The sequence below is a fragment of the Streptomyces sp. NPDC007872 genome, from assembly GCF_042868165.1.
Lineage (GTDB): Bacteria > Actinomycetota > Actinomycetes > Streptomycetales > Streptomycetaceae > Streptomyces.
Window position 1 is genome coordinate 646,687 of sequence record NZ_JBIAEA010000004.1, and the last position, 24,992, is coordinate 671,678.

Genomic DNA, 24,992 nt, shown 5'->3' on the forward strand with positions numbered 1-24,992 from the left:
ATGAGCGACCAGCACACCCACCAGAGCTTCGAGACCCGCGCGATCCACGCGGGCAACACCGCCGACCCGCTGACCGGCGCGGTCGTGCCGCCCATCTACCAGGTGTCCACGTACAAGCAGGACGGCGTGGGCGGGCTGCGCGGCGGTTACGAGTACAGCCGCAGCGCCAACCCGACCCGCACCGCCCTGGAGGAGAACCTGGCGGCCCTGGAGGGCGGCCGGCGCGGCCTCGCCTTCGCCTCCGGCCTCGCCGCCGAGGACTGCCTGCTGCGCGCCCTGCTGGCCCCCGGCGACCACGTCGTCATCCCGAACGACGCCTACGGCGGCACCTTCCGGCTCTTCGCCAAGGTCGTCGAGCGCTGGGGCGTGGACTTCTCGGTCGCCGACACCTCCGACGTCGCCGCCGTGCGGGACGCGATCAACGACCGCACGAAGCTGGTCTGGGTCGAGACCCCCTCGAACCCGCTCCTCGGCATCACCGACATCGAGGCCGTCGCGGGCGTCGCCCGCCAGGCCGGCGTGAAGCTCGTCGTCGACAACACCTTCGCCTCGCCCTACCTCCAGCAGCCGCTGGCGCTCGGCGCGGACGTCGTCGTGCACTCGCTCACCAAGTACATGGGCGGCCACTCGGACGTCGTCGGCGGCGCCCTGGTGACGGCCGACGCGGCCCTCGGCGAGGAGCTGGCGTACCACCAGAACGCGATGGGCGCGGTCGCCGGACCGTTCGACTCGTGGATCGTGCTGCGCGGCATCAAGACCCTCGCCGTGCGCATGGACCGGCACAGCGAGAACGCCGAGAAGGTCGCCGGGATGCTGACCCAGCACCCGAAGGTCACCCAGGTCCTCTACCCGGGCCTCCCGGAGCACCCGGGCCACGAGATCGCCGCCAAGCAGATGCGGTCCTTCGGCGGCATGATCTCCTTCCGCGTGCAGGGCGGCGAGGAGGCGGCCGTCGAGGTCTGCAACCGCGCGAAGCTCTTCACCCTGGGCGAGTCCCTGGGCGGCGTCGAGTCCCTCATCGAGCACCCGGGCCGGATGACCCACGCGAGCGTCGCGGGCTCCGCCCTGGAGGTCCCGGCCGACCTCGTCCGCCTCTCGGTGGGCATCGAGAACGCCGACGACCTGCTCGCCGACCTGCGCCGGGCGCTGGGCTAGAGCCGCGGGGGAACGGCCGGGCGGGACCTCGAACGGTCCCGCCCGGCCGTTCCCCCGTCCTCAGGCCGGGACCTTCTCGTCCTCCAGCTCCGCGCGGACCATCGCCCGCAATTCGGCGGTGTCCTCGTGGCCGTGGACGGAGACCGCGTGCTCGGCGGCGGCCCGCACCACTTCCTCCTCCTCACCGGTGATGGTGAGGGTGCAGTTCATGACGCTCGGCGTCCTGCGGCAGTCGGCGACTTTCCTGGTCATGACAGCCTCCTCGGCACCCGTACGCGTGCCGTCTCCCTCCCAGCCTAGATCCGTCCTCACCAGGCTTCGAGCGGTGGCGTCGTCCCGGTCGGCGGGGGCTCCCACGGGCGGGCCGCCGACGCCCACACCACGAACGCCAGCAGGGCGAGCGCGGCCAGGGTCCACAGCAGGCGCCGGGCCCGCCGGGCCCTGCGGAACCGCCTCCCGCCGAGGACCGCCGCCCGGGGCACGAGGTCGCGGGGGACCGGCGGGTGCGGGGAGTCCAGGAGCCGCCGGACCGTCGTCTCCCGGTCCTCCCGGCGCCGCGCGGGACCGCCGCCCAGCGCGGCGACCGCGCGGGAGCAGACGGCCAGGACGTGCGCCTCGGTCACCCCGAGCAGCGCCGCGACCTGCTCCTCCGCGATCCCCTCGTACAGCCGCAGGACGACGACGAGCCGCTCCCGGGGACTCAGCGCCGCCAGGGCGCCGCCGTGGCCGCCGCGGTGGCGGCGGGCGGTGCGCGCGAAGCGGTCCGCGAGCGCGCCGCGCGCGTACGCGTACGGGTCGTCGTCGCGCATCGCGTTCTCCGCCGCGTACGTCTGCGCGAGGGCGTGCGTCAGGAGGGCGCGGGCGTACGGGTTCCGGGCGCGGGTCTCGGCCGTCAGGAGGGTCGCGACGTGCAGCAGCCGCCCCGCCGCCCCGGCCGCGAACGCGTCGAACTCCCGGGCGCGCGGGGCGCGTCGGACGTCCCGGCCGCTCCGCCGCTCTCGCACCTCCTCATCCGACGACAGCGCGGGGACGGGGTCAAGGGGTCGGGAGCGAGGAGTCGGGGGCGGGGCCGGGGTGGGGACCGGGGTTGGGGTCGGGGCTTGGGCCGGGGGCGGAGTCGGGGGAAGGAGCGGGCCGACCGGTCAGGAGGCCGGGGCCGGCTCGCCTCCGCCGGTGACCTCGCCGGTGGCCCCGCTCGTGACCCCGCCCATGGCCCCGCCCGTGATCCCGTCCGCGCCCCCGGAGTCCGCCGGCGCCTGGCCCGTGTGCGCCGACTGGCGTGCGGACAGGGCGGTGTTGAAGCGGGTGAGCAGGGTGCAGAAGGCCTCCCGCTCCTCCGGCGTCCAGCCCTCCGTGACCTCCACCATCAACTGGCGGCGCGAGGCGCGGACCTCCTCCAGGCGCGCGAGCCCGCGCGGCGAGAGCTGGAGGACGACCGCCCGCCCGTCCTCCGGGTGCGAAGTGCGCTTCACCAGGCCGGTGTCCACGAGCGGGGCGACCTGGCGGGTGACCGTCGACGAGTCGATCCCCATGCCCGCGGCGAGCGCCTTGACGCCCATCGGGCCCTCCCGGTCGAGCCGGTTGAGGAGCAGGTACGCGGCCCGGTCCATGGAGTTGCGGAGCTGGCCGGTGCCGCCGAGGCGGGTCTGCTCGGCCCGGCGGGCGAAGACGGCCACCTGGTGCTGGAGGGCGTCGAGGAGACCGGGGTCGAGAGCGGTCGTCATGTCCTGGGACGGGGGCATGGCTGGGGGTCTCTCTCGTGCGGGAGCGGTCGGACGGTGGGGGACAGAGTACGCGGACCCGACGGGGTCCGTACCGGGCCCGTCCAAACCCGTTCCGGGGCCCGTCCGCCGGGCGGTCATCAGGGCCGTGAGCTGCGAGACTTGCTGTCATGAGCTTCCGTACACCACACCCCTTGCACCGGCTGATGCTCGACGACGTGCGCGGGGCCCAGAAGATGCTGTCCGGGGTGGCCCGCGTGACGGCGATGGAGGGCAGCCGGCACCTGTCCTCCCTGGTGGGGGCGCCGGTCCACCTCAAGTGCGAGAACCTCCAGCGCACCGGCTCCTTCAAGCTGCGCGGGGCGTACGTGCGGATCGCCGGGCTGCGGCCCGAGGAGAAGGCCGCCGGGGTCGTCGCTGCCTCCGCGGGCAACCACGCGCAGGGCGTCGCGCTCGCCTCGCAACTGCTCGGCGTGCGCGCCACCGTCTTCATGCCGGTCGGCGCCCCGCTGCCGAAGGTCGCGGCGACCCGGGAGTACGGCGCCGAGGTCCGGCTCCAGGGACAGGTCGTGGACGAGACGCTCGCGGCGGCGGAGGAGTACGCGCGGGAGACCGGCGCCGTCCTCATCCACCCCTTCGACCACCCCGACGTCATCGTCGGGCAGGGCACGGTCGGCCTGGAGGTCCTGGAGCAGTGCCCCGAGGTCCGCACGATCGTGGTCGGCGTCGGCGGCGGCGGGCTCGCGGCCGGCATCGGGCTCGCGGTGAAGTCGCTGCGCCCGGACGTGAAGGTGATCGGGGTGCAGGCCGAGGGCGCCGCCGCCTATCCGCCCTCGCTGGCCGCCGGGCACCCGGTGGTCGTCGAGTCGCCGGTGACGATGGCCGACGGCATCAGGGTGGGGCGCCCCGGCGACGTGCCGTTCGACCTGGTCAGGGAGTACGTGGACGAGGTCCGCACGGTCTCCGAGGACGCGCTCTCCTCCGCCCTGCTGCTCTGCCTGGAGCGGGCCAAGCTGGTCGTGGAACCGGCGGGCGCCAGCCCGGTCGCGGCCCTGCTCTCCGACCCGGAGTCCTTCCGGGGCCCGGTGGTCGCGGTCCTCTCCGGCGGGAACGTCGACCCGCTGCTCCTCCAGCGCGTGCTGCGGCACGGCATGGCCGCCGGGGGCCGCTACCTGAGCCTGCGGCTGCGCGTGACGGACCGGCCGGGGGTGCTCGCGTCGCTCCTCGCGGCCCTGACGGTGGTCGACGCCAACGTCCTGGACGTCAGCCACGTGCGGACCGACCCGAGGCTCGGCCTGACCGAGGCGGAGGTCGAGCTGCACCTGGAGACGAAGGGCCCGGAGCACTGCCGGGAGGTGACGGAGGCGCTGCGGGACGCCGGGTACACGGTCCTGGGCTGACCGCCGTACGCCGGGTACGCGGTCCTCGGCCGACCCCCGCACGCTCCTGACCTCGGCTTGTGTCGCAGATCACTTATTCGGTGGGCGCGGGCCGTTCCCCAAACCTAGGATCGGTGGGAAAAAGCCCCGATCCGTTGGGAGTACCCACATGCCAGGCGCGATCCACGCCGAGGGTCTGGTGAAGACCTTCGGCGACGTACGAGCCCTGGACGGGGTGGACCTGGACGTGCCCGAGGGCACCGTCCTGGGTCTGCTCGGCCCGAACGGTGCGGGAAAGACCACCACCGTGCGCGTCCTGACGACCCTCCTGCGGCCCGACAGCGGGCGGGCCGTCGTCGCCGGGATCGACGTCCTCGCCCACCCCAACGAGGTGCGCCGCTCGATCGGCCTCTCCGGCCAGTTCGCGGCCGTCGACGAGTACCTCACCGGCCGCGAGAACCTCCAGATGGTCGGACAGCTCTACCAGATGAAGGCGAAGGCGGCGAAGACGCGGGCGGGCGAGCTGCTCGACCGGTTCCACCTCGCCGAGGCCGCCGACCGGCCCGCCAAGACGTACTCGGGAGGCATGCGCCGCCGCCTCGACCTCGCGGCCGCGCTCGTGGTCTCCCCGCCGGTCATGTTCATGGACGAGCCGACCACCGGCCTCGACCCGCGCAACCGGCAGGAGCTCTGGGAGGTCATCAAGGAGCTCGTCGCCGGCGGTACGACCCTGCTGCTCACCACCCAGTACCTGGAGGAGGCCGACCACCTCGCCCACGACATCTGCGTGGTCGACCACGGCCGGGTCATCGCGCGCGGCACCTCCGACCAGCTCAAGGCCCGGACGGGCGGCGAGCGCGTCGAGGTCGTCGTCCGCGACCGGGAGATGCTCACCGGCGCCCGGGAGGTCCTCGGCCGCTACGGCGCCGCACACACCGGCACCACCGCGGACGCGGGGCACGGCGAGGTCTCCGTCGAGGAGCACACCCGCAGGCTCACCGTCCCCGTCACCGGCGGCGCCAAGCTGCTCGCCGAGGTCATCCGCGACCTGGACGCCGTCGGCGTCGAGATCGACGACATCGGCCTGCGCCGCCCCACCCTCGACGACGTCTTCATCTCCCTCACCGGCCACGCGGCCGAGCAGGAGGAGGCGAAGGAGGACGGCGCCCCGGACGGGCAGGGCGGCCGCGGCCGCAAGCACCCCACGAAGGAGGAGGCGAAGTGAGCACCGTGACCACCGAGGCCCCGGCCCGGGCGCCGCAGCCGCGCGGGGGCGTCGCCCAGGCCGTCGGCGACTCCCTCGTCGTCGCGAGGCGCAACCTCATCCGGATGACCCGGATCCCCGAGATGATCCTCTTCGGGCTCATCCAGCCGGTGATGTTCGTGGTGCTCTTCACGTACGTCTTCGGCGGGTCCATGACGATCGGCGGCACCACCGACGCCGGCGTCTACAAGGACTTCCTGATGGCGGGCATCTTCGCGCAGACCGTCACCTTCGCCACGGCCGGATCGGCGGCCGGCATCGCCGACGACATGCAGAAGGGGATCATCGACCGCTTCCGCTCCCTGCCGATGGCGCGGGGCGCCGTCCTCACCGGCCGCACCGTCGCCGACCTCGTGCAGACCTCCGTCACGCTGGTCGTCCTCGCGGTCGTCGCCCTCCTCGTGGGCTGGCGCACCGGCTCCGCCGAGCCGACCAATGCCGGCCGGGTCCTGGGCGGCTTCGCCCTGCTGCTCCTCCTCGGCTACGCCTTCACCTGGATCGGCGCCCTGATCGGCCTCTCCGTCCGCACCCCGGAGGCCGCCACCTCGGGCGGCATCATCTGGCTCTTCCCGGTCACGTTCATCTCGAACGCGTTCGTGGACTCGGACCAGATGACGCCCTGGCTGCGCCACATCGCCGAGTGGAACCCGTTCAGCGCCACCGTGCAGGCCTGCCGGGAGCTGTTCGGCAACCCCGGCGTCTCGACCTCCGACGCCTGGCCCATGCAGCACCCGGTCTGGGCGTCCGTCATCTGGTCGGTCCTCATCATCGCCCTCTTCCGGACCCTCGCGGTCCGCAAGTACCGCTCGGCGGCGTCCTGACCGCCCGGGTCCCGCGTCAGGGCAGGTAGCCGGAGACGACGAGGCCGCCGGGGAGCGGCAGGAAGGCGGCGCCCCCGGCGACCAGCGGCTCCCCGGCGACCTCGGAGGCGAAGCCGGTGGGCAGGCTCAGCCGGTAGACCGCGTACTCCTCCTCGCCGGTGGACAGGAAGGGGCCGGCGGCCGGATAGGTCCGGATCTCGTCCTCGTCCGTGGTCACGACCCGGTCGCCCGCCAGGTGGACGCGGTCCGCGGAGGCGCCCGCCACCCGCCACCGCTCCCGGCCGCTCTCCAGGTCGTACGCGAAGAGCGTGCCCTCCGCGTCGACGAGGGCGACGAGCCCGGCGTCGTTCACCGCGGGACCGGCCGCGACCCCGGAGCCCAGGGTCCGCACCGTCCGCAGCGTCCGGGCGTCGAGGACCCCGACGGTCCCGTCCTGCCGGGCGGAGCAGAGCACGGTGCCGCTCTTCCCGTGGACGACGAAGCCGCCGCAGTACTCCGCCCCGCGCGCCGCCACCTTCCCGGTGCGGGCGTCCAGGGCCACCGGTGCCGTGCCCACCGGGACGAACACCCGCCCGGCCCCCGCGACCGGCTGCTCCGGCAGGCCGTCGAGCGGCGAGCGCCACAGCTCCTTCCCGTCGCGCAGGCGCACGGCCGTGACCAGGCCGGTCCGCTCGTCGCGCACGTTGACGTACGTGGAGTACAGGACCCCGTCCCGCAGGTCGGTGCCCTTCACGGCCCAGTCGCCCCCGGGTCCGGGGACGCGCCGCCGCTCCTTCCCGTCCGCGAGCCCGTACGCGACGACCCCGTCGGGCCCCGTGACGTACGCCGTGTCGCCGACGACCGCCGGGTACTGCGGCGCGCTGCGCAGCCCCTCGCCCCGCCCCGGCACCTTCCACCGCTCCTTGCCGTCCGCCGCGCCCAGGGCGGTGACCGCGCCGCCGTTCCCCGGGCAGACCAGGACCCGGGGGGAGAGCGCGCAGGCGCCGCCGCCCGGCTCCACCTCGGCCCGCCAGGGCGACCAGCCGGCCGGGCGGGAGGCCCGGTCCGTACCCGCCGCGCCGAAGTCACCGGCCCGGCCCGCGCCGCCGTACGGCAGGACGACCCGGCTCAGCGAGGCGGGGGCCGGGGTCGGAGCCGGGGCCGTGGTCGCGCCGGCGGAGGGTCCACCCGGCGTTCCCGGACCGCCCCCCTGCGCGTCCGTTCGGTTCAGGAGCACCGTGCCCGCCGTCGCCAGGACGGCCACCGCCACCGCGCCCGCCGCCAGGGCGCCCCAGCGGCGCGGCCGGCCCGCCGGGGCGGCGGCCGGGGCCACCGGGCGGTCCGGCACCGCCGTGGGGGAGTACGGCACCACGGGCCCGAGCGTCGGCAGGTCCGCCACGCCCGCGCCCGAGGCCGCCGCCTCCCCGGCCGCCCGTGCCGCCGTCCGGTACTCCGCGACCAGCGACAGCACCCCGCCCGGCCACGGGAAGGGCTCCGGCGCTTCCCCGCCCAGGAGCGCCGCGAGCTCCGCCGCCAGGGGCCGCTCCGCCGGGTCGAGCCGCAGACAGCGCTCCAGGACGGGCCGCAACTCCTCCGGCACGCCGTCCAGTCCGGCCTCCGCCCGGCTGATCCGGTACACCACGGCGGCCATCTCGTCGTCGTGGAACGGCCCCCGGCCGCTCGCCGCGAACGCGAGCACCGCCCCCAGGCAGAACACGTCCGACGCGGGCACCACCGCCCGGCTCCCCACCAGGTGCTCCGGCGACATGAACCCCGGCGAGCCCACCACCAGACCGGTCGACGTCAGGGCCGTCGCCTCGAAGGCCTGGGCGATCCCGAAGTCGATCAGCTTCGGCCCGGCCGCGCCGAGCAGCACGTTCGCCGGCTTCAGGTCCCGGTGCAGCACCCGCACGCCGTGCACGGCCGCCAGGGCCCGGGCGAGCGCCGCCCCCAGGGCCCGCACGGCCCCGGCGGGCAGCGGCCCGGTCCGTACGACGGCCTCCGCGAGCGAGGGGCCCGGCACGTACTCGGTCGCCAGCCACGGCGAGGGCGCGTCCGGGCCGGCGTCCACGAGCCGCGCCACCCCCGGCCCGTCCACGGTCCGCGCCGCCGCGATCTCCCGCCGGAACCGGGTCCGGAAGTCCCCGTCGACCTCCAGGTCCTCCCGTACGGTCTTCACCGCGACCATCCGGTGCGGATCGGCCGTCGGCGCGTCCGCGCGGCAGGCGAGGTGCACCTCGCCCATGCCGCCCGCGCCGAGCCGGGCGAGCAGCCGGTAGGGACCGACGAACCGGGACGGCCGCCCCGGGGGCAGGGCTTCCAGCAAGGGACCTACTCCTTCTCTCCGGCGGCGGAACCGGCGGTCTGGTCGGCGGTCCGGTCGGCGGTCTGACCGGTGCCCCGGCCGGCGGCCCGGTCGGGGGTCGTGCCGAGGGCCTCGCGGGGGAGCTCGACGGAGACGACGACCCCGGTGTCGTACACGACGTGGGCCACCCCGCCCAGCGGCAGCACCTGGGGCGGCCGGACCTCGCGGTCCAGGTACGTCCCGGCCGGGCGGTCGTACTCCTCCTCGGCGCGCGGCCCGGGCGCGCCCGGCACCGGCACGACCCGCTCCTTCCCCGGTCTGCCGTCCGCGCCGAGCGGCACCACCCGCAGGGCCGAGAAGTCCGCGTACACCAGCGCGCTGCCCGTGATCAGCGGGTTCGAGAGGAGCTGCCGCCTGCCGTCCGCCGAGGTGAGCGCGGGGGCCGGGTAGTGGCCGAGGGACCTGCCGGTGGCCGGGTCGAGGACGTACACCCCGGCGGGCGCGTCCGTCTTCCCCCAGTCCGCCCAGGGCAGGGGGCCCGCGTCGAGGACGACGGCGGCGCGGTCGGAGACGGCGGCCGGCCAGGCGCCCGACTCCGCGACCCCGGCGGGCACCGCGAGCCGCCCCGGACCGGCGGGGGAGAGCGTCACGGCGTCCAGGCGGTGGAGCACGAGCGGGCCCTCGTTCGTCGCGTCGAGCGGCGCGCAGTACGCGTACCGGCCCCGGACGAGCAGGACGTCGCACGCCTTGGCCTCCGAAGGCACCTGGCCCCGCTGGTCGCCGGTCCTCGCGTCGTACGCCACGAAACCGGCGTCGCTCATCGCGTACACGAGCCCGTTCGCGGCGGCGACCGGCTCGAAGTCGCGGTACTCCACCCGCGCGAGGTCGGCGTTGGTGAGCGCCTTGGACCACAGCTCGCGCCCGTCGGCGAGGGCGAAGGCCGTCATCCGGCCGCCCGCGTCGTCGCCGGTCGGGACGAAGACCGCGCCGTCGGCCACGACGGGCCGGGTCGCGAGTCCGCCGCCCGACGGGCCCTCCTTCTCCCAGCGCACCGCGCCGCTCCGGGCGTCCCGGACCTGGAGGCGCCCGCCGGAGAGCAGGACGGCGTACGGGCCGTGGACGGCGGGCACGGCGGTGCCGCCCGCGACGAAGACGCCGCCGGTGGGGCCGATGAAGCTCCGGTCGTCGCGCGGGTCCTCGACCAGGTCGGCGGTCCACAGCCGCTTCCCGCCCGCCGGGTCGAGCGCCTCGTACCGCCCGTCCGTCGTCCGGCAGACGAGCGCCGCCTCGCCCGCCGAGCAGCCGAACGCCGGCGCGCCCAGCTCCGCCCGCCAGGGCTTCCAGCCGGCCGGGCGCTGGGCCGCGTTCTGCGCGACGAAGCCGGACCCGTCGGCCGGGCCGCGGTCGTCGACGCCCGGCACCCGCGGCCCGGCGGCCTTCGCGGGCGCCTTCCCCGCCGCCCCGCCGCCGTCCCGCGGCCACAGCAGGTACGCGCCGGTGCCGCCGGCCGCGACCGCCAGGGCCAGGACGGCGGCGAGCAGCCGGCCCCGGCGCGGAGGACCGGTGGGCGCGGTGGGCGCGGTGGGCCCGGCGGCCGGGCTCCCCGGGGCGAGCGTCGGTACGGAGTGGAGGCCCGGGACGTCCGGGACGACGACCGGCCCGAAGCCGGCCGGCACCTCCAGGAGCGGCCCGCCCGACGCCACGAGCCGCGCCAGCTCGCCGCCGTACTCCCCGATGTGCTCCCGCACGCCCTCCGGCCACGGGAAGGCCTTCGCGGGGACCGGCCCGAGCAGCTCCGCGAGCCGCTCCGGGGCCGGCCGGTCCGCCGGGTCCGCGGCCAGACAGGCGGCGAGCGTCCCGCGCAGCTCCTCCGGCACCCGGGACAGGTCGGCGTCGGCCTGCGAGACCCGGTACAGGACGGCGGCGAGGGGGCCGTCGCCGAAGGGGGCCTCGCCGGTCGCCGCGTAGCAGAGCAGCGAGCCGAGGCAGAAGACGTCGGAGGCGGCCGTGACGCGCCGGGCCCCGGCCACGTGCTCGGGGGACATGAAGGAGGGGGTGCCGACCATCACGCCGGTGGCGGTCATGGTGGTGGCGGCGCTGCTGCGGGCGATGCCGAAGTCGATGAGGCGGGGGCCGTCGACGGAGAGCATGACGTTCCCCGGCTTGAGGTCCCGGTGCAGCACCCCGGCCCGGTGCAGGTCGGCCAGGGCGCGGGCGATCCCGGCGCCGAGCGCGCGCACGGCGGGGACGGGCAGCGCCCCGCCGCGCCGCACGGCCTGCGCGAGGCTGGGCCCGGGGACGTACTCGGTCGCCAGCCAGGGCGTCCCGGCGTCGGCGTCCCCGCCGACGGGCGCGGCGGCGTACGGGCTGTCGACGAGCGCGGCGACCTTGATCTCCCGCCGGAACCGGTCCCGGAAGGCGGGCTCCCCGGCGACGTCCCGCCGCACGGTCTTGACGGCGACGAAGACGCCCGGGAGGGGCGCGGCGGCCCCGCCACGGGAGACTCCGCCACCGGAGGCCCCGTCCCGGGAGGCTCCTCCACCGGAGGCCCCCTCACCGGCCCCGGCGGCTCCCCCACCGGCACTCCCGCCCGTACCCGCACCCGGGACGGCGCCCAAAGACCCCGTACCCGCACCCGGCCCCGTCTCCGGCAGCCCCGTCCCCCTCGCGAGGAACACCTCGCCCATCCCGCCCGCTCCGAGCCGTGCGAGGACCTCGTACGGCCCGATCCGGCGCGGCGCGTCCGCGCGCAGTGGTTCCAGCATCTCGTCGCCCCCCTGTGACGTGATCGTCGGCGCGGCCTCATCGTACGGAGGCGCGCGCACGACGGAGGGCCGGACCCCGCGGGGTCCGGCCCTCCGTGGAAGAGCGGGGGTCTCAGCCGGTGTACGGCTTCGCGCTGAGGATCTTCACCGCGGCCCTCTTGCCGTTCGGCAGCTCGTACTCGGCCTCGTCGCCGGCCTTCTTGCCGTTGACGCCGACGCCCAGCGGGGACTGCGGCGAGTAGGTCTCGACGTCACCGCTCGCGTACTCGCGGGAGGCGAGGAGGAAGGTCAGGGTGTCGTCCTCGTCGCCGTCGAAGGCGATCGTGACGACCATGCCGGGCTCGACGACGCCGTCGTCCGCCGGGGCCTCGCCCACCTTGGCGTGCTGGAGCAACTGGGTGAGCTGACGGACCCGGAGCTCCTGCTTGCCCTGCTCCTCCTTGGCCGCGTGGTACCCGCCGTTCTCGCGCAGATCGCCCTCTTCGCGCGCGGCGGCGATCTTGGCGGCGATCTCGGTGCGCGCGGGACCAGACAGGTACTCAAGCTCGTCCTTGAGCTTGTTGTACGCCTCCTGGGTGAGCCAGGTGACGTTGTCGCTGGTCTGGGTCACAGGTGCTCCTCGTAGGTACTGGGAATACAAAGCATCGCCCTACACGGGAATGCTGTGCTGTCCCGGGTGGGCGAAACCACGAGCCTAACAATGAGTGGCGGAAAGCGGGAGGACATACACCACCGGAATGGCGTCGCCCCAGGTCACGGTGGTGACCCGCCAGGACTCGTCACCGGGTCCCTACCCACCGCTACCGGGTCGTACACCCGATCAGTTCGGCGCTCGTCGCGCGGGCGGTGGTGCGCAGGGAGAAGACCTGGTCGACCCGGGCGGCGGGGTCGACGATCCGTACGTCCTTGCGGGCCACCTCGGTCCCGTCCTCGGAGCGCGAGCGCAGGGTGCAGACGCCCTCGGTGCCCTCGTCCTTGCGGACCTCCAGGTGCACCTGGACCTCGGAGGCGCTCACCACGTCGAACTTGATCAGCTCGGCGCTGATCCTGCTGTCGACGACGTAGTACCAGCCGAACCAGCCCAGGACGGCGAGGAAGAGGACCCCGAGCACGGATCCGACGATCTTGAGCTTGCGGTCGGCCCGCTCGTCCGCGGAACGCCCGTAGCGACCCTCGGGCGGCTGCTCTCGCACCGCGCTCATGATCGATCCTCTCGAAGCCGGGGGTGGCGGAATTTTCGGCCCCCCGATTCCGTCACTATAGAGACCTCCCTCCGCGACCGATCACCGAGGACCGAGTCTTGACTGAGCAGCTCCGACTGATGGCCGTTCACGCCCACCCCGACGACGAGTCGAGCAAGGGCGCGGCCACCATGGCCAAGTACGTGTCCGAGGGTGTGGACGTCCTGGTGGTGACGTGCACGGGCGGCGAGCGCGGCTCGGTCCTCAACCCCAAGCTCCAGGGCGACCCGGAGATCGAGGCGAACATCCACGAGGTGCGCCGCAAGGAGATGGACGCGGCCCGCGAGATCCTCGGCGTCTCCCAGGAGTGGCTGGGCTTCGTCGACTCGGGCCTGCCCGAGGGCGACCCGCTGCCCCCGCTGCCCGAGGGCTGCTTCGCGCTCCAGGACGTCGACGAGGCGGCCGGCCGGCTGGTCCGCAGCATCCGCTCCTTCCGTCCGCAGGTCGTCACGACCTACGACGAGAACGGCGGCTACCCGCACCCCGACCACATCATGACCCACAAGATCACGATGGTGGCCTTCGACGGCGCGGGCGACCCCGAGGCGTTCCCCGAGGACGAGTTCGGCCCGGTCTGGCAGCCCCTGAAGCTCTACTACAACCAGGGCTTCAACCGCCCCCGGACCGAGGCCCTGCACCAGGCGCTCCTCGACCAGGGCCTGGAGTCCCCCTACGGGGAGTGGCTGGAGCGCTGGAAGGAGTTCGAGCGCAAGGAGCGGACCCTGACCACCTTCGTGCCCTGCGCCGACTTCTTCGAGACCCGGGACCGGGCGCTGATCGCCCACGCCACCCAGATCGACCCCGACGGCGGCTGGTTCCGCGTCCCCATGGAGATCCAGAGGAAGGTCTGGCCGACGGAGGAGTACGAGCTCAGCAAGGCGCTGGTGCCGACCTCCCTCCCCGAGGAAGATCTCTTCGCGGGCATCCGCGACAATGCCTGACATGAGCGCACACCTGGCACTGACCCAGCTTGTCCCCTTCGCCGCCGAGGAGCTGGACAAGAACAAGGTGACCCCCGGCGTCCTCGGCTTCGTCGTCTTCGCGGTCCTGGCCCTGGCGGTCTGGATGCTGATGAAGTCGATGAACCGCCACATGGGCCGGGTCTCCTTCGAGGAGGCCCCGGACCCGGCGGCCGCGCCGAAGGCGTCGGCCGAGACCCCGAAGAAGTAGCGGCTCCCGGACCACGGGCGCCCCGCTCCGCCCTCCGGGGCCCGTACCCCTGCGGTACGGGCCCCGGAGGGCGTCCGCGCGATCCGCTCGCCCGGCACCTTCTGCGCCGGCGGGCGGCGATCGGTACGGGGCGGGGCACGGCTCCGGCGGGGGAGGCTCCGGCGGTGGAGGTCCCCGGCGGTGGAGGCTCCGGCGGGACAGGCCCCGACGCCCCGGCCCGATGCCCTACGCCCCCGGCGCCTCCGGCACCCCCGGTGTCCCCAGCACCTCCCGCGACCGGCGGTTCGGGACCAGGCCCAGGTCCCAGGCCTGCCACGGCGTTCCCGGGGCCACGCCGCGCGCCAGGACCGCGCCGTACGCCTCGGCGCAGTCGTCCAGGCGCGGGTCGCGCGCCGGGTGCCGGTCCGCGACCAGGGCCGCCAGCTCCTCGCGGGCCGTCTCCGTCCCCGGCTCCGGGGAGCCCGGGACGGCGTGCGGGAGCAGGGTGCAGCGCAGGAAGCGGGCCCAGTCCGCGCCGCGCAGGTCGCCGTACGAGGCGAACAGCTTCCGCGCCTCGTCGCACAGGCCCAGCGCCTGCGGCACGCGCGCGTTGCCCGCGTCGACGACCGCCAGCTCCAGGCAGGTCCAGGCCTCCCCGTGGGCCACTCCGATCCGGTGGTAGTCCGCCCGCGCGTCCACGAGGAGCTGACGGGCGAAGCCCGAGTTCCGCAGACCGCCCGTGCGGGCCGCGAGCTGGTCGCGGGTGACCCGGCCCGAGTGGTGCCGGGCGCCGGCGAGCCCGTACACGTCCCGCATCCGGGAGAACATCGTCCGCGCCCGCCCCAGCTCGCGCACCGCCTCGTCGCGGTCGCCGCGCTCCTCCAGGGCGTGCCCCAGGTGGTACAGCGTCCACGCCTCGCCCCGCGCGTCCTCCTGCTCCCGGTGGCGGGCGAGGGCGCCGCGCAGCTCCTCCACGGCCGGCTCGGCGTCCCCGGCGGCGAGCCGGGCCCGGGCCAGTTGGGTCAGCGCCCAGGCCTCGCCGCGCCCGTCGTGGATCCGCCCGTACCCGTTGAGGGCGGCCCGCAGCTCGGTCCCGGCGCCCGGCACGTCACCGCGCAGCAGCAGCACCTGTCCGTACTGGAAGTGCGCCCACGCCTCGCCGTGCGGGGACTCGTGCGCCCGGTGCAGCGCGAGGGAGCGGTCGAGCAGCGCCGCCGCCTCCGCGAGCCGCCCCCGGTCCCGCTCCACGGCCGCGAGCGCGTGCAGCGTCCAGCCCCGGTCGGCGGCCAGCGCCTCCGGCTCCTGGAGCGCGAGCGCCTCCCGCAGCCGGTCCGCCGCCTCCGCGAGCTTCCCCTGGTGGTGCAGGGTGATGCCGAGCGAGCAGAGCGCGAGGGCCGCGCCCGGGTCCTGGTGGTCCTCCCGGTACGAGGAGACGACCGAGGCCAGGGTGGTGCGCGCCTTGTCCAGCTCGCCGATCTGCCGGGCCGCGATGCCGGTCCGCCACCGCACCGAACGGGACAGCGGCCCCTGCCCGACGGACGCGGCCAGCTCGTCGATCTCCCCGAGCCGGTAGAGGTCGCCGCGCAGCAGGCAGTAGTCGCAGAGCGCGCCGAGCAGGTCCAGGACGGTCCGCTGGTCGACGCCCCGGCTGTGCCGCAGCGCCGCCGTGATGAAGCTGGTCTCCTCGTCGAGCCAGCTCAGGGCCGCCTCCAGGGAGCCGAAGCCGTGTCCGCCGAACCGGTCGGCGCGGGTCGACATCTTGCCGTCGACCATCCGGATCACCGCGTCCGCCAGGTCGGCGTAGTTGCGGACGAGGCGCTCCTGCGCCGCCGCGGCCTCCGTCGCGTCCTCCTCGTCGAGGAGCCGGGCCGCCGCGAAGCCGCGCACCGCGTCGTGCAGCCGGTACCGCTCCCCGCGCACGTGGTCCAGGAGCCCCGCGTCGGCGAGACCGCGCAGCAGCCGCGCCCCCTCGGCGCCGTCCGCGCCGAGCAGCGCCCCGGCCGCCGCGGCGCCGAGCGAGGCCCGCCCGGCGAGCGCGAGCCGCCGCAGGAGCCGCCGGGAGTCGTCGTCGAGGTCGAGGGAGTAGCGCGCGTCCAGGGCGCGTGCGACGGGATCGGCGCCCCGGCCGGGCCGGCCGAGCAGCTCCGCCACCTCGTCCACGGGCCGCCGCCCGAGCAGCGAACCCGCCGCCCGCAGCGCCAGCGGGAGCCCGCCGCACAGCTCCCGGATCCGCCCGGCGGCCTCCGCGTCGTACGGCCCGGGGCCGCCCGCCCCGCCCGCCGCCCGCAGCAGCTCCTCCGCCCCGGCCGCGTCGAGCGCCGCCACCTCCAGGGCGTGCACGGCGGCCGGCACGTCCGGGCCGAGGTCCAGCGGCTCCCGGCAGGTCACCAGGACCAGACTCTCCGAACGCCCGGGCAGCAGGGCCCGCACCTGGGCCGCGTCCACGGCGTCGTCCAGGACCACCACCACCGGCGTCCCGGCCAGTTGCCGGTGGTACAGCTCCGTGAGCCTCCGGACCTGCTGCTCCACCGGAGCGCCCTCCCGGAAGAGCAGCCGCTCGCGCGGGGCGCCGAGCCGGTTCAGCAGGTGCAGCAGCGCCTCCCGGGTCGCGACCGGCCCCTCGCCCGCCGTACCCGGCACGGCGGTGGCGTTCCCCCGCAGGTCCACCACGCACGCCCCGCGGAACCGGTCGCGCAGCGCGTGCGCGGCCCGGACCGCGAGCGCGGTGCGCCCCGACCCCGGCACCCCGTGAAGGAGCACCACCGTCGGCCGGGTCCCCACCGAGGCCCTGCCCTCCCGCACCCACCCGGCGATCCGCTCCAGCTCCTCCCGGCGCCCCGCGAACGCCCCGACGGGCTCCGGCAGTTGCCCGAAGGACCGCTCCAGGACGGTACGGCTCCGGGCCGCGGCACTCCGATCGACCCCCCGCAACGGCCGCACGGCGGGGGCGACCCGCTCCTGGTCCCGCTCTCGCTCCCGCTCCAGGAAGGGCCGTATCCCACGGCTCTCCAGGGCCGCCAGCCACCGCGCCCGCGCCTCCTCGACGTCCCCGGGGGCCGCCACCCGGGGCCCGGACGTCGCCTTCAGCACGGTCGCGGCCGCCCCGGCCACCGCCACCACGGCACCCGCGCCGAGGGCCGTCCCCGCCGACGTGCCGAGGGCCAGATCGGCACCGACCGCCGCGACGGCCGCGACCCCGGCGACCAGCACGGGCGCACCCGCCCGGCCCCCGCCGCCCCGCCCGCCTTCCGCTCCCGCCGAAACCCGCCCGCCCTCCGCCTCCGCGGCCTCCACGGCCCGCAGGAACTCCGCGTACTCCCGGCCCGCCCCCGCCACCATCGCGTCCCACTCGGCCCGGCCCCGCGCGAGCAGCGCCCCGGCGTCCGCCGGGCCCCCGCCGCGTACCTCCTCCGCCACGACCCGCTCCAACAGCCTCTCGGCCTCGGCCCGGTGACTCACCCTCATCCGCGTTCCCCCTCCGCACGTGCCCGACGAGACGGCCCCAGTCTCCTGCGCGACGCGCTCCGGCGCGAGGGAGAAGGGACGGCCCCCGCGGCGCCGGCCTCCCCGCTCCACGGCCCCTCTTCGAGGACGCGAGCCGTGCCCACGGGGGTTCGTGCCCCCGGAAGGCCACCGTGCGACGATGTCCGTATGAACCGGCTGGCTGGTGTGACCTCCCCGTACCTCCTCCAACACGCTGACAACCCGGTCGACTGGTGGCCGTGGGGCCCGGAGGCGTTCGAGGAGGCGCGACGACGCGACGTGCCCGTCCTCCTGAGCGTCGGCTACAGCGCCTGCCACTGGTGCCACGTCATGGCCCATGAGTCCTTCGAGGACGACGCCACCGCCGCCCTGATCAACGACGGCTTCGTCGCCGTCAAGGTCGACCGTGAGGAGCGGCCCGACGTCGACGCCGTCTACATGGAGGCCGTCCAGGCCGCCACCGGGCAGGGCGGCTGGCCGATGACCGTGTTCCTCACCCCGGACGCCGCCCCCTTCTACTTCGGTACGTACTTCCCGCCCGAGCCCCGCCACGGCATGCCCTCCTTCTCCGAGGTCCTGACCGGCGTCCGGGACGCCTGGGCCGGGCGGCGCGGGGAGGTCGACGAGGTCGCGGACCGGATCGTCAAGGAGCTCGCCGGCCGCTCCCTCGCCTACGGCGGCGACGGCGTCCCCGGCGAGCAGGACCTCGCCCAGGCGCTGCTCGGCCTCACCCGCGAGTACGACGCGACCAGCGGCGGCTTCGGCGGCGCCCCCAAGTTCCCGCCGTCGATGGTCCTGGAGTTCCTGCTCCGCCACCACGCCCGCACGGGCTCCGAGGGCGCCCTCCAGATGGTCTCCGACACCTGCGAGGCCATGGCCCGCGGCGGCATCTACGACCAGCTCGGCGGCGGCTTCGCCCGCTACGCGGTCGACCGCACCTGGACGGTCCCGCACTTCGAGAAGATGCTGTACGACAACGCCCTGCTCTGCCGGGTGTACGCGCACCTCTGGAAGGCCACCGGCAGCGACCTGGCCCGCCGGGTCGCCCTGGAGACCGCCGACTTCCTGGTGCGGGAACTGCGCACCCCCGAGGGCGGTTTCGCCTCCGCGCTCGACGCCGACTCCGACGACGGCACCGGAAGGCACGTCGAGGGCGCCTACTACGTCTGGACCCCCGGGCAGCTCGCCGAGGTGCTCGGTGCCGAGGACGCCGCCGTCGCCGCCGCCCACTACGGCGTCACCGAGGACGGCACCTTCGAGGAGGGCAGCTCCGTCCTCCAGCTCCCGCAGGACGCGGGCGTGGCCGACGCCGAGCGGATCGCGTCGATCGCGGACCGGCTCCGCGCCGCCCGCGACGAACGCCCGCGCCCCGGCCGGGACGACAAGGTCGTCGCCGCCTGGAACGGCCTCGCGATCGCCGCGCTCGCCGAGACCGGCGCCCTCTTCGACCGCCCCGACCTGGTCGAGCGCGCCACCGAGGCCGCCGACCTCCTCGTCCGGGTCCACATGAACGAGGGCGCCCGCCTCGCCCGTACGTCCAAGGACGGCCGGGCCGGCACCAACGCGGGCGTCCTGGAGGACTACGCCGACGTCGCCGAGGGCTTCCTCTCCCTCGCCGCCGTCACCGGCGAGGGCGCCTGGCTGGAGTTCGCCGGCTTCCTCCTCGACCTCGTCCTCGACCGCTTCACCGCCGAGGGCGGCGCGCTGTACGACACGGCCCACGACGCCGAGACCCTCATCCGGCGCCCCCAGGACCCCACCGACAACGCCACCCCGTCCGGCTGGACCGCCGCCGCCGGAGCCCTGCTCTCATACGCGGCCCACACCGGCTCCGAGGCCCACCGGGCCGCCGCCGAAGGGGCCCTCGGCGTCGTCAAGGCCCTCGGCCCGCGCGCGCCCCGCTTCATCGGCTGGGGCCTGGCCGTCGCCGAGGCCCTCCTCGACGGGCCCCGGGAGGTCGCCGTCGTGGGCGCCCCCGACGACGGGGCCTTCCGGGAGCTGCGCCGTACCGCGCTCCTGGCCACCACCCCCGGCGCGGTCCTCGCCACCGGCGCCCCCGGCGGCGAGGAGTTCCCGCTCCTGCGGGACCGGCCGCTGGTGGACGGGCGGCCCGCCGCGTACGTCTGCCGCCGCTTCACCTGCGACGCACCGGTCACCGACCCGGAGGCACTGCGCCGGAAGCTCTGAGGAGGGCCCGGAACGGGGACGGCCCCGCCACCCCTCCGAAGAGGGGTGGCGGGGCCGCGCCGGAGCCGGGGCCGCAGGCTCAGCCGTTGCCGGCGCCGTTGCCGGACAGGACCGGGATGTCGCTGAGGATGTGCGACAGCGCCTCGTCGCCCTTGGCCTGGGTGGAGTTCTCCACGCACTGCTGGTTCTGCGGGGAGGACAGGACGTTGATGTCCTGGACGGTGATCGGGACCAGGCCGATCAGCGAACCGGCGTTGACCTTGGCCGGCAGACCGATGCACGGCTTGTTCAGGGAGCCCTGGACCAGCGCCAACTGCGGGCTCATGTTGCCGTAGGTGGCGGAGTTGCCGTACACCTGGCTGGCACCGTTGCCGCTGAGCGAGGTGGTGCCGGTGTCGTCGGCGATGGCGAGCGCCTGCCCGGCACCCGTCGCCGTCGCGCCGAGGACCGACGCCGCCACAGCAGCCGTAGCGAACAGCTTCTTCATCAGTTCAGGCCTTTCGAATACTGGCTCGCCGATTGCCGAGCCGCACTGATCAACAGGTCGGGGCCCCGGAGGTTCCGGGAAGTCCACCGGACGGACTACGGGCAGATGAGCGAAATCCCCTGGACCGCACCGTATTTCGACCCGCTCGCACACAGGTGCGCGACGCGACATGGAGGGGATGAATCACTCTCCCGAGGCCTTTGTGTAATGATGCGGGAATCGCAGCGGAAGGAGCGAAGATGGCGCCGGATCCCGGGAAATGGGAACGGATGGCCTTCATTCCGAAGAGCCGGTACGTGAGCGACCCGATCCCCGCCGACCGCACCCCCTTCCCCCTCTACTCCGCCCTGGTGGCGCAGTGGACGCAGGCGGGCCGCGCGGTGCCGGGGATGCCGGACCGGGAGTGGGAGCGCCTGATGGCCGCTCCGGTCTGGCCGCGCTGAACGACCCGAAGGACCGAGGACGACGAAAGGGGCCGCTCCCGAGGGAGCGGCCCCTGACGCGCGTACGGGGAACGTCAGTTGTTGCCGACGCCGTTGCCCGACAGGACCGGGATGTCCTCCAGGAGGTGCGACAGCGGCTCGTCGCCCTTGGCCTGGGTGGAGTTCTCCACGCACTGCTGGTTCTGCGGGGAGGACAGGACGTTGATGTCCTGGACGGTGATCGGGACGAGGCCGATCAGCGAACCGGCGTTGACCTTGGCCGGCAGACCGATGCACGGCTTGTTCAGGGAGCCCTGGACCAGCGCCATCTGCGGGCTCATGTTGCCGTAGGTGGCGGAGTTGCCGAACGCCTGGGTGGCGCCGTTGCCGCTGAACGAGGTGGTGCCGGTGTCGTTGCCGGTGGCGAGCGCCGGGGAGGCCACGGCGGCGGTGGCGCCGACGATGGAGACGGCCGCGGCCGCGGTGGCCATAACCTTCTTGATCACGGGAGTTCCCTTCTAGAACCTGCTCCGTGCAGGGAGCGACCTGATCAACAGGTGTTCGGACGCCGGGGTTCCGCCGTGTCACCCTCATGGCGGAGCGCACGCGGCAGCGCGAAGAGAGGCGCCCTTCGAACGGGTGAAGCGCCGGAACCTAACCCTCCGAGGGCAGTTGAGCCGGGCGCATCAATCAGGTCGATTGGTGGGAACAGGAACGGAATCACCGTGATCAAGAAGATTGTGGCGGCTGCGGCTGTTGCGGCCTCCGTCGTCGGCGCTTCTGCCGCGGCGGCCTCCCCGGCGCTGGCCATCGCCGACGACACCGGCACCACCTCGCTCAGCGGCAACGGTGCCACCTCGGCGTTCGGCAACTCGGAGACCGCGGGCAACCAGAGCCCCCAGCTCACCCTGGTCCAGGGCTCCCTGAACAAGCTCTGCCTCGGCGTCCCGGTCAAGGGCAACCTCGGATCCCTCGTCGGTCTCGTCCCGATCACCGTCCAGGACGTCAACGTGCTGTCCTCCCCGCAGAACCAGCAGTGCGCGGAGAACTCCACCCAGGCCAAGGGCGACGAGGCGCTCTCGCACCTGGTGGACGACATCCCGGTCCTCTCCGGGAACGGCATCGGCAACAACTGACCGGCGGCGCGTGCGACAGGGCCGGCGGAGAACGGTGACGTTCTCCGCCGGCCCTGTTCCGTGCGGGCGATTCCGTGCGGGCAATGGGGTGAAACGACCCCCGCCCGCGTTATTCCGGTTTCCTTTGTGCGGGATGTTCGTTGTGTTGTGTACAGCGGAGGCCGGAGAACTCGCTTCACCGGGCATCACGAGATCCGTGAGAATTCTTCCGCCGAGGAAAGGATCCAGACGAAATGAACTGTAAGAAGGCTGCGGCCGTCGTCGCCGGAATCGTCCTGGCCATGGGTGTGGCGTCGCCCGCCTTCGCGGACGCCGACGCGGAGGGTGCGGCCGTCGGCTCGCCCGGCGTCCTGTCCGGCAACGTCATCCAGGTCCCGATCCACATCCCGGTCAACGTCTGTGGCAACAGCGTGAACGTCATCGCGCTGCTGAACCCGGCCTTCGGCAACGTCTGCGCCAACGACTGACCCGACGCGGTTCGCGGACAGGCACGGGGCCGGCCCCGGGGAGCACCCGCTCCCCGGGGCCGGCCCTCGTCGTGTCCCGGTCGGACGTCCACCGCCGCCGCAACGCCCCCAGGGCCTTGCGCAGCAGGTGCGCGAGCCAGGCGCGGCCCATGGCGAGCGCGGGCAGCGGGTCGTCGACCGCGCACCACGCCCACTCGGTCCGCCGCCGCACCCCGCCGGTCTCGGCCGCCCATCGCCGGCGCGGGACGGCGAGCAGCGAGAGCAGCGCGTAGTTCTCGGCCACGAACCGGCGCCCGTACGCGGGGGAGGGCGGGGGTACGGGGCGGCCGGTGAGGTCCAGGTGGAGCGCCCGGACCACGTCCAGGCCGTCCTGGTCGGTGAAGAGCCGGAACTGGGCGCCGGGCCGGGGGTTGAAGTCCAGCAGGTGGTAGGCGCCGGTCGCCCGGTCGAGCCGGAAGTCCAGGTCGCACACGCCCCGGTAGCCGAGCGCGTCGAGCAGGGTCCGGGCCGTCCGGTCCACGGCCGGGTTCACGGTCCAGCGGCCCGCGGCGGTCAGCCCGGCCCCGGTGGGCCAGGCGCGCTCCTTGCGCCCGGTCGCCCCGGTCGGGCAGCGGCCCGCGGAGTCCACGTACCCCTGGAAGAACCAGTCCAGGTCGCGGCCCGCCGGGAGGAGCTCCTGGAGCAGCAGCCGGCTGCCGGCCTCGGGGGAGCGGGCGTACAGCTCCCGCACCTCGGCGAGCGAGCGCACGATCGACGTGCTGCGCAGCCCGGCGCCGGCCGGCAGCAGCCAGGGCCGGCTCCACTTGGCGACCACCGGCAGGCCGAGCGCCCGGGCCATGGCGGCGGCCTCGTCGGCGCCGGTGGGGAGCGCGGTACGGGGGTGGGGCAGGCCCAGGGCCGCGCAGGTCTCGGCGAGCGCCGCCTTGTCGGCGACCCGCAGCAACTGCGCCTCGGTCTGCTCGGGCAGCAGGAAGCGCGGGGTCAGCTCGGCGCGGCGGCGGGCCAGGGCGAGCGCGGTGACGTCGTCCAGGGGAACGGCGAGCAGCGGGGACGACGGGCCCTCGGAGACCTCGTCCCCGACCCGCAGGAGGAAGTCGGCCAGCTCCGCGGGGGAGGCGTCGGCGGGTCCGGGGCGGGCCGATCCGAGGTGGCGGGAGCGGGCCACCGGACTGGTCCGCGATTCGACGACGGCGTGGACCGGGATTCCCGCCCGGCCCAGTGAGCGGACCGCCCCGAGGGTGCCGTGGTGAAAGGGGTTCCGGTCGAGCCGCACGAGGACGGCCGGAACGCGGGTGTCAAAACTCGGCACGGCATGCCCTTCGTCTCGGTGCACCAACCGGGCGATCAAATCCTCCAATGGACTAGCGAGCGGGGGAAAGCCGAGTTCACGGACGGGTCATTAGGAATACTTTCAGAACATCGGATTGACGATCCCTCACCTATCGCGCGACGCGGAGGAGCGGCCATGAAAGCTGCGTACCGGAGAACTTCGAGAGCGTGGCTGGGGGTGTGCACCGCCGGTCTGCTCGTCTCGGGCTCCTTCGCGCTGGCGCCCTCCGCCCACGCCGGAGGATCCGCGACGACGCGGGAGGTGGACGCACGAGGGGCGGAGGCGCGGGACCCCGGGCCGTCGGTCGCCGGTGCCATGGGGGCCTTCCTCTCCTCGGGCGCGTACGGCGTCACCCGCATCCGCGAACTCGAACGCTGGCTCGGCGGCCGCGAACTCCGCGTCGGCCACACCTACCTGCCCGGCGACCGCTGGAAGAACATCGAGGGGCCTCCCGGCTTCCTCGACGCCTGGGCGGCCTGGCGCAACGAGAAGGCCGACCGCCTCTTCGTCCTCAACGTCCCCATGATGGAGCGCAACGAGGCCCGCGTCCCCGACGCCGAGGTCCGCCGCCTGCTCCGGCTCGCCGCCTCCGGACAGTACGACCACCACTTCAGGACTCTCGCCCGGCGCCTCGTCGAGCTGAACGCGAACGACACGGTCGTCGTCCTCGGCTGGGAGATGAACGGCACCACCTACACCCACCGGTGCGGCCCCGACCCCGAGGCCTGGAAGGCGTACTGGAACCGCATCGTCGCCGCCATGCGCTCCGTCCCCGGCCAGAAGTTCCGCTTCGACTTCAACCCGAGCCGCGGCCGCGACGCCGTCCCGTGGACCGAGTGCTACCCGGGCGACGACGTCGTCGACATCATCGGCATGGATTCGTACGACCAGCCGTCGGGAAGCAGTTTCGACGAACACGTCAACGAGCCGTACGGACTGCGGAAGCAGGTCGATTTCGCGGCCGAGCACGGAAAGCTGATCTCCTATCCGGAATGGGGCCTCTTCCGGAACGGCGACAACCCGGAATACATGCGGCGCATGCTGGAATGGATGGACCTCCACAAGCCGCTCTACCACACGATCACCGATTACTGCCCGCACGGCGTCTGGCAGTGCGACGACAACCCGCGGTCGTCGCTGGTCTTCCGTCAGATGCTGTACGGGAAGGAGCCGGAGATCCCGACGCAGCCGGAGCCCGTGCCGACGCCGACCCCGACGCCCACGCAGCCGGTCCCGGAGCCCACGCCGACGCAGCCGACACCGGTGCCGACGCCCACGCCCACGCCGACACCGAAGCCGGAAACCACGCCGACTCCCACGCCGAAGCCGGAACCCACGCCGACGCCGACGCCGACCCCGACGCCCACGCAGCCGGAGCCGAAGCCCGCGCCGACGACGCCGACACCGACTCCCACTCCGACACCGACTCCGACCCCCACCCCCACGCAGCCGGATCCCGAGCCCAAGCCCGCGCCCACGCAGACGACGCCGGCTCCCACACCGACGCCGACTCCGACGCCCGAGCCCACGCCCGTGCCCCTGCCCACGCCCGTGCCCCAGCCGGACTGTCGGCCCGTCGACCTCGGATCCTGGGTCGAGAGCTGGCTCGGCGGGCCCGTCTGCGTCCCGGATCCCTGGAAGAAGGAGGCCGGCCTCGACTGGAAGGAGGCGCTCAAGGGCGTCTGGCCCTTCTGACCGGGG

At 74.7% G+C, this 24,992-nt stretch carries 22 protein-coding genes; 11 read left to right on the forward strand and 11 right to left on the reverse strand.

What is annotated here, in order from left to right:
* Positions 1-1,155 carry a cystathionine gamma-synthase gene (locus tag ACFYNX_RS17555; RefSeq protein WP_388662285.1) on the forward strand — a complete coding sequence of 385 codons (1,155 nt, stop codon included), beginning with the start codon at positions 1-3 and terminating at the stop codon, positions 1,153-1,155.
* A gap of 60 nt (positions 1,156-1,215) precedes the next feature.
* On the opposite strand, the gene ACFYNX_RS17560 is transcribed toward ACFYNX_RS17555, so the two are convergent.
* From ACFYNX_RS17560 to ACFYNX_RS17570, 3 genes are all read right to left on the reverse strand, one after another.
* The gene (locus tag ACFYNX_RS17560; RefSeq protein WP_125665433.1) at positions 1,216-1,407 is read right to left on the reverse strand and encodes a DUF1059 domain-containing protein; all 192 of its coding nucleotides are present in this window, start codon (positions 1,405-1,407) and stop codon (positions 1,216-1,218) included.
* A gap of 56 nt (positions 1,408-1,463) precedes the next feature.
* A complete protein-coding gene (locus ACFYNX_RS17565) occupies positions 1,464-2,159 on the reverse strand; it encodes a sigma factor-like helix-turn-helix DNA-binding protein (RefSeq protein ID WP_388662287.1) in 696 nt (231 codons plus the stop codon).
* Positions 2,160-2,297: 138 nt separating this feature from the next.
* Complete coding sequence (locus tag ACFYNX_RS17570; RefSeq protein WP_388662289.1) at positions 2,298-2,897, reverse strand: MarR family winged helix-turn-helix transcriptional regulator; 600 nt, start codon at positions 2,895-2,897, stop codon at positions 2,298-2,300.
* A gap of 149 nt (positions 2,898-3,046) precedes the next feature.
* Between ACFYNX_RS17570 and ilvA the strand changes: the two genes are divergently transcribed.
* The 3 genes from ilvA (at position 3,047) to ACFYNX_RS17585 (ending at position 6,340) form a co-directional block, all read left to right on the forward strand.
* A complete protein-coding gene (gene ilvA, locus ACFYNX_RS17575) occupies positions 3,047-4,276 on the forward strand; it encodes a threonine ammonia-lyase (RefSeq protein ID WP_388662291.1) in 1,230 nt (409 codons plus the stop codon).
* 148 nt (positions 4,277-4,424) lie between these two features.
* Positions 4,425-5,480: an ATP-binding cassette domain-containing protein gene (locus ACFYNX_RS17580; protein ID WP_388662293.1), complete on the forward strand. Its 1,056-nt coding sequence runs from the start codon at positions 4,425-4,427 to the stop codon at positions 5,478-5,480.
* Between the two features lie 5 nt (positions 5,481-5,485).
* On the forward strand, positions 5,486-6,340 hold the full coding sequence (locus ACFYNX_RS17585) for an ABC transporter permease (protein ID WP_388662575.1): 855 nt from the start codon (positions 5,486-5,488) through the stop codon (positions 6,338-6,340).
* Between the two features lie 16 nt (positions 6,341-6,356).
* Here ACFYNX_RS17585 and ACFYNX_RS17590 read toward each other — a convergent pair whose 3' ends face one another.
* The 4 genes from ACFYNX_RS17590 to ACFYNX_RS17605 all read right to left on the reverse strand — a co-directional run bounded on the left by ACFYNX_RS17590 (position 6,357) and on the right by ACFYNX_RS17605 (position 12,591).
* Positions 6,357-8,645, reverse strand: coding sequence for a protein kinase (locus tag ACFYNX_RS17590; RefSeq protein ID WP_388662295.1), 2,289 nt, complete (start codon positions 8,643-8,645; stop codon positions 6,357-6,359).
* A gap of 5 nt (positions 8,646-8,650) precedes the next feature.
* Entirely contained in the window at positions 8,651-11,389 is a 2,739-nt protein-coding gene (locus ACFYNX_RS17595; RefSeq protein ID WP_388662297.1) for a protein kinase, read from the reverse strand.
* Between the two features lie 112 nt (positions 11,390-11,501).
* Complete coding sequence (greA, locus tag ACFYNX_RS17600) at positions 11,502-11,999, reverse strand: transcription elongation factor GreA (protein WP_125665425.1); 498 nt, start codon at positions 11,997-11,999, stop codon at positions 11,502-11,504.
* Between the two features lie 190 nt (positions 12,000-12,189).
* Positions 12,190-12,591, reverse strand: coding sequence for a DUF4307 domain-containing protein (locus ACFYNX_RS17605; RefSeq protein ID WP_388662299.1), 402 nt, complete (start codon positions 12,589-12,591; stop codon positions 12,190-12,192).
* A 98-nt stretch (positions 12,592-12,689) separates the two neighbouring features.
* Here ACFYNX_RS17605 and mca point away from each other — a divergent pair, with 98 nt between their 5' ends.
* Positions 12,690-13,571: a mycothiol conjugate amidase Mca gene (mca, locus tag ACFYNX_RS17610; protein WP_125665421.1), complete on the forward strand. Its 882-nt coding sequence runs from the start codon at positions 12,690-12,692 to the stop codon at positions 13,569-13,571.
* Positions 13,564-13,800 carry a hypothetical protein gene (locus ACFYNX_RS17615; RefSeq protein ID WP_365545801.1) on the forward strand — a complete coding sequence of 79 codons (237 nt, stop codon included), beginning with the start codon at positions 13,564-13,566 and terminating at the stop codon, positions 13,798-13,800. The genes mca and ACFYNX_RS17615 overlap by 8 nt, the downstream gene beginning before the upstream one ends.
* Positions 13,801-14,025: 225 nt before the next feature.
* On the opposite strand, the gene ACFYNX_RS17620 is transcribed toward ACFYNX_RS17615, so the two are convergent.
* Positions 14,026-17,244 (reverse strand): tetratricopeptide repeat protein, encoded by a 3,219-nt coding sequence (locus ACFYNX_RS17620; protein WP_388662301.1) that lies wholly within the window; start codon positions 17,242-17,244, stop codon positions 14,026-14,028.
* A gap of 186 nt (positions 17,245-17,430) precedes the next feature.
* Between ACFYNX_RS17620 and ACFYNX_RS17625 the strand changes: the two genes are divergently transcribed.
* A complete protein-coding gene (locus ACFYNX_RS17625) occupies positions 17,431-19,449 on the forward strand; it encodes a thioredoxin domain-containing protein (protein WP_388662303.1) in 2,019 nt (672 codons plus the stop codon).
* Positions 19,450-19,528: 79 nt separating this feature from the next.
* On the opposite strand, the gene ACFYNX_RS17630 is transcribed toward ACFYNX_RS17625, so the two are convergent.
* Positions 19,529-19,936, reverse strand: coding sequence for a rodlin (locus tag ACFYNX_RS17630; RefSeq protein WP_388662305.1), 408 nt, complete (start codon positions 19,934-19,936; stop codon positions 19,529-19,531).
* Positions 19,937-20,232: 296 nt separating this feature from the next.
* On the opposite strand from ACFYNX_RS17630, the gene ACFYNX_RS17635 reads away from it, so the two are divergent.
* Complete coding sequence (locus ACFYNX_RS17635; protein ID WP_388662307.1) at positions 20,233-20,379, forward strand: hypothetical protein; 147 nt, start codon at positions 20,233-20,235, stop codon at positions 20,377-20,379.
* Between the two features lie 74 nt (positions 20,380-20,453).
* On the opposite strand, the gene ACFYNX_RS17640 is transcribed toward ACFYNX_RS17635, so the two are convergent.
* Positions 20,454-20,864: a rodlin gene (locus ACFYNX_RS17640; RefSeq protein WP_125667797.1), complete on the reverse strand. Its 411-nt coding sequence runs from the start codon at positions 20,862-20,864 to the stop codon at positions 20,454-20,456.
* Positions 20,865-21,083: 219 nt separating this feature from the next.
* Here ACFYNX_RS17640 and ACFYNX_RS17645 point away from each other — a divergent pair, with 219 nt between their 5' ends.
* Positions 21,084-21,494, forward strand: coding sequence for a rodlin (locus ACFYNX_RS17645; RefSeq protein ID WP_365545812.1), 411 nt, complete (start codon positions 21,084-21,086; stop codon positions 21,492-21,494).
* Between the two features lie 233 nt (positions 21,495-21,727).
* Positions 21,728-21,961, forward strand: coding sequence for a chaplin (locus ACFYNX_RS17650; RefSeq protein ID WP_365545815.1), 234 nt, complete (start codon positions 21,728-21,730; stop codon positions 21,959-21,961).
* On the opposite strand, the gene ACFYNX_RS17655 is transcribed toward ACFYNX_RS17650, so the two are convergent.
* Positions 21,912-23,270 carry an ATP-grasp domain-containing protein gene (locus ACFYNX_RS17655; protein ID WP_388662309.1) on the reverse strand — a complete coding sequence of 453 codons (1,359 nt, stop codon included), beginning with the start codon at positions 23,268-23,270 and terminating at the stop codon, positions 21,912-21,914. The genes ACFYNX_RS17650 and ACFYNX_RS17655 overlap by 50 nt on opposite strands.
* Positions 23,271-23,426: 156 nt before the next feature.
* Between ACFYNX_RS17655 and ACFYNX_RS17660 the strand changes: the two genes are divergently transcribed.
* A complete protein-coding gene (locus tag ACFYNX_RS17660) occupies positions 23,427-24,986 on the forward strand; it encodes a glycoside hydrolase family 26 protein (RefSeq protein ID WP_388662310.1) in 1,560 nt (519 codons plus the stop codon).
* Positions 24,987-24,992 lie beyond the last annotated feature (6 nt).

Bases quoted from the DNA above. Each gene is read 5' to 3' on its own strand.
- ACFYNX_RS17555 (WP_388662285.1), top strand. From the start codon at position 1: ATGAGCGACCAGCACACCCACCAGAGCTTCGAGACCCGCGCGATCCAC.
- ACFYNX_RS17560 (WP_125665433.1), bottom strand. From the start codon at position 1,407: ATGACCAGGAAAGTCGCCGACTGCCGCAGGACGCCGAGCGTCATGAAC.
- ACFYNX_RS17570 (WP_388662289.1), bottom strand. From the start codon at position 2,897: ATGCCCCCGTCCCAGGACATGACGACCGCTCTCGACCCCGGTCTCCTC.
- ilvA (WP_388662291.1), top strand. From the start codon at position 3,047: ATGAGCTTCCGTACACCACACCCCTTGCACCGGCTGATGCTCGACGAC.
- ACFYNX_RS17580 (WP_388662293.1), top strand. From the start codon at position 4,425: ATGCCAGGCGCGATCCACGCCGAGGGTCTGGTGAAGACCTTCGGCGAC.
- ACFYNX_RS17595 (WP_388662297.1), bottom strand. From the start codon at position 11,389: ATGCTGGAACCACTGCGCGCGGACGCGCCGCGCCGGATCGGGCCGTAC.
- ACFYNX_RS17605 (WP_388662299.1), bottom strand. From the start codon at position 12,591: ATGAGCGCGGTGCGAGAGCAGCCGCCCGAGGGTCGCTACGGGCGTTCC.
- ACFYNX_RS17615 (WP_365545801.1), top strand. From the start codon at position 13,564: ATGCCTGACATGAGCGCACACCTGGCACTGACCCAGCTTGTCCCCTTC.
- ACFYNX_RS17620 (WP_388662301.1), bottom strand. From the start codon at position 17,244: ATGAGGGTGAGTCACCGGGCCGAGGCCGAGAGGCTGTTGGAGCGGGTC.
- ACFYNX_RS17625 (WP_388662303.1), top strand. From the start codon at position 17,431: ATGAACCGGCTGGCTGGTGTGACCTCCCCGTACCTCCTCCAACACGCT.
- ACFYNX_RS17630 (WP_388662305.1), bottom strand. From the start codon at position 19,936: ATGAAGAAGCTGTTCGCTACGGCTGCTGTGGCGGCGTCGGTCCTCGGC.
- ACFYNX_RS17650 (WP_365545815.1), top strand. From the start codon at position 21,728: ATGAACTGTAAGAAGGCTGCGGCCGTCGTCGCCGGAATCGTCCTGGCC.
- ACFYNX_RS17660 (WP_388662310.1), top strand. From the start codon at position 23,427: ATGAAAGCTGCGTACCGGAGAACTTCGAGAGCGTGGCTGGGGGTGTGC.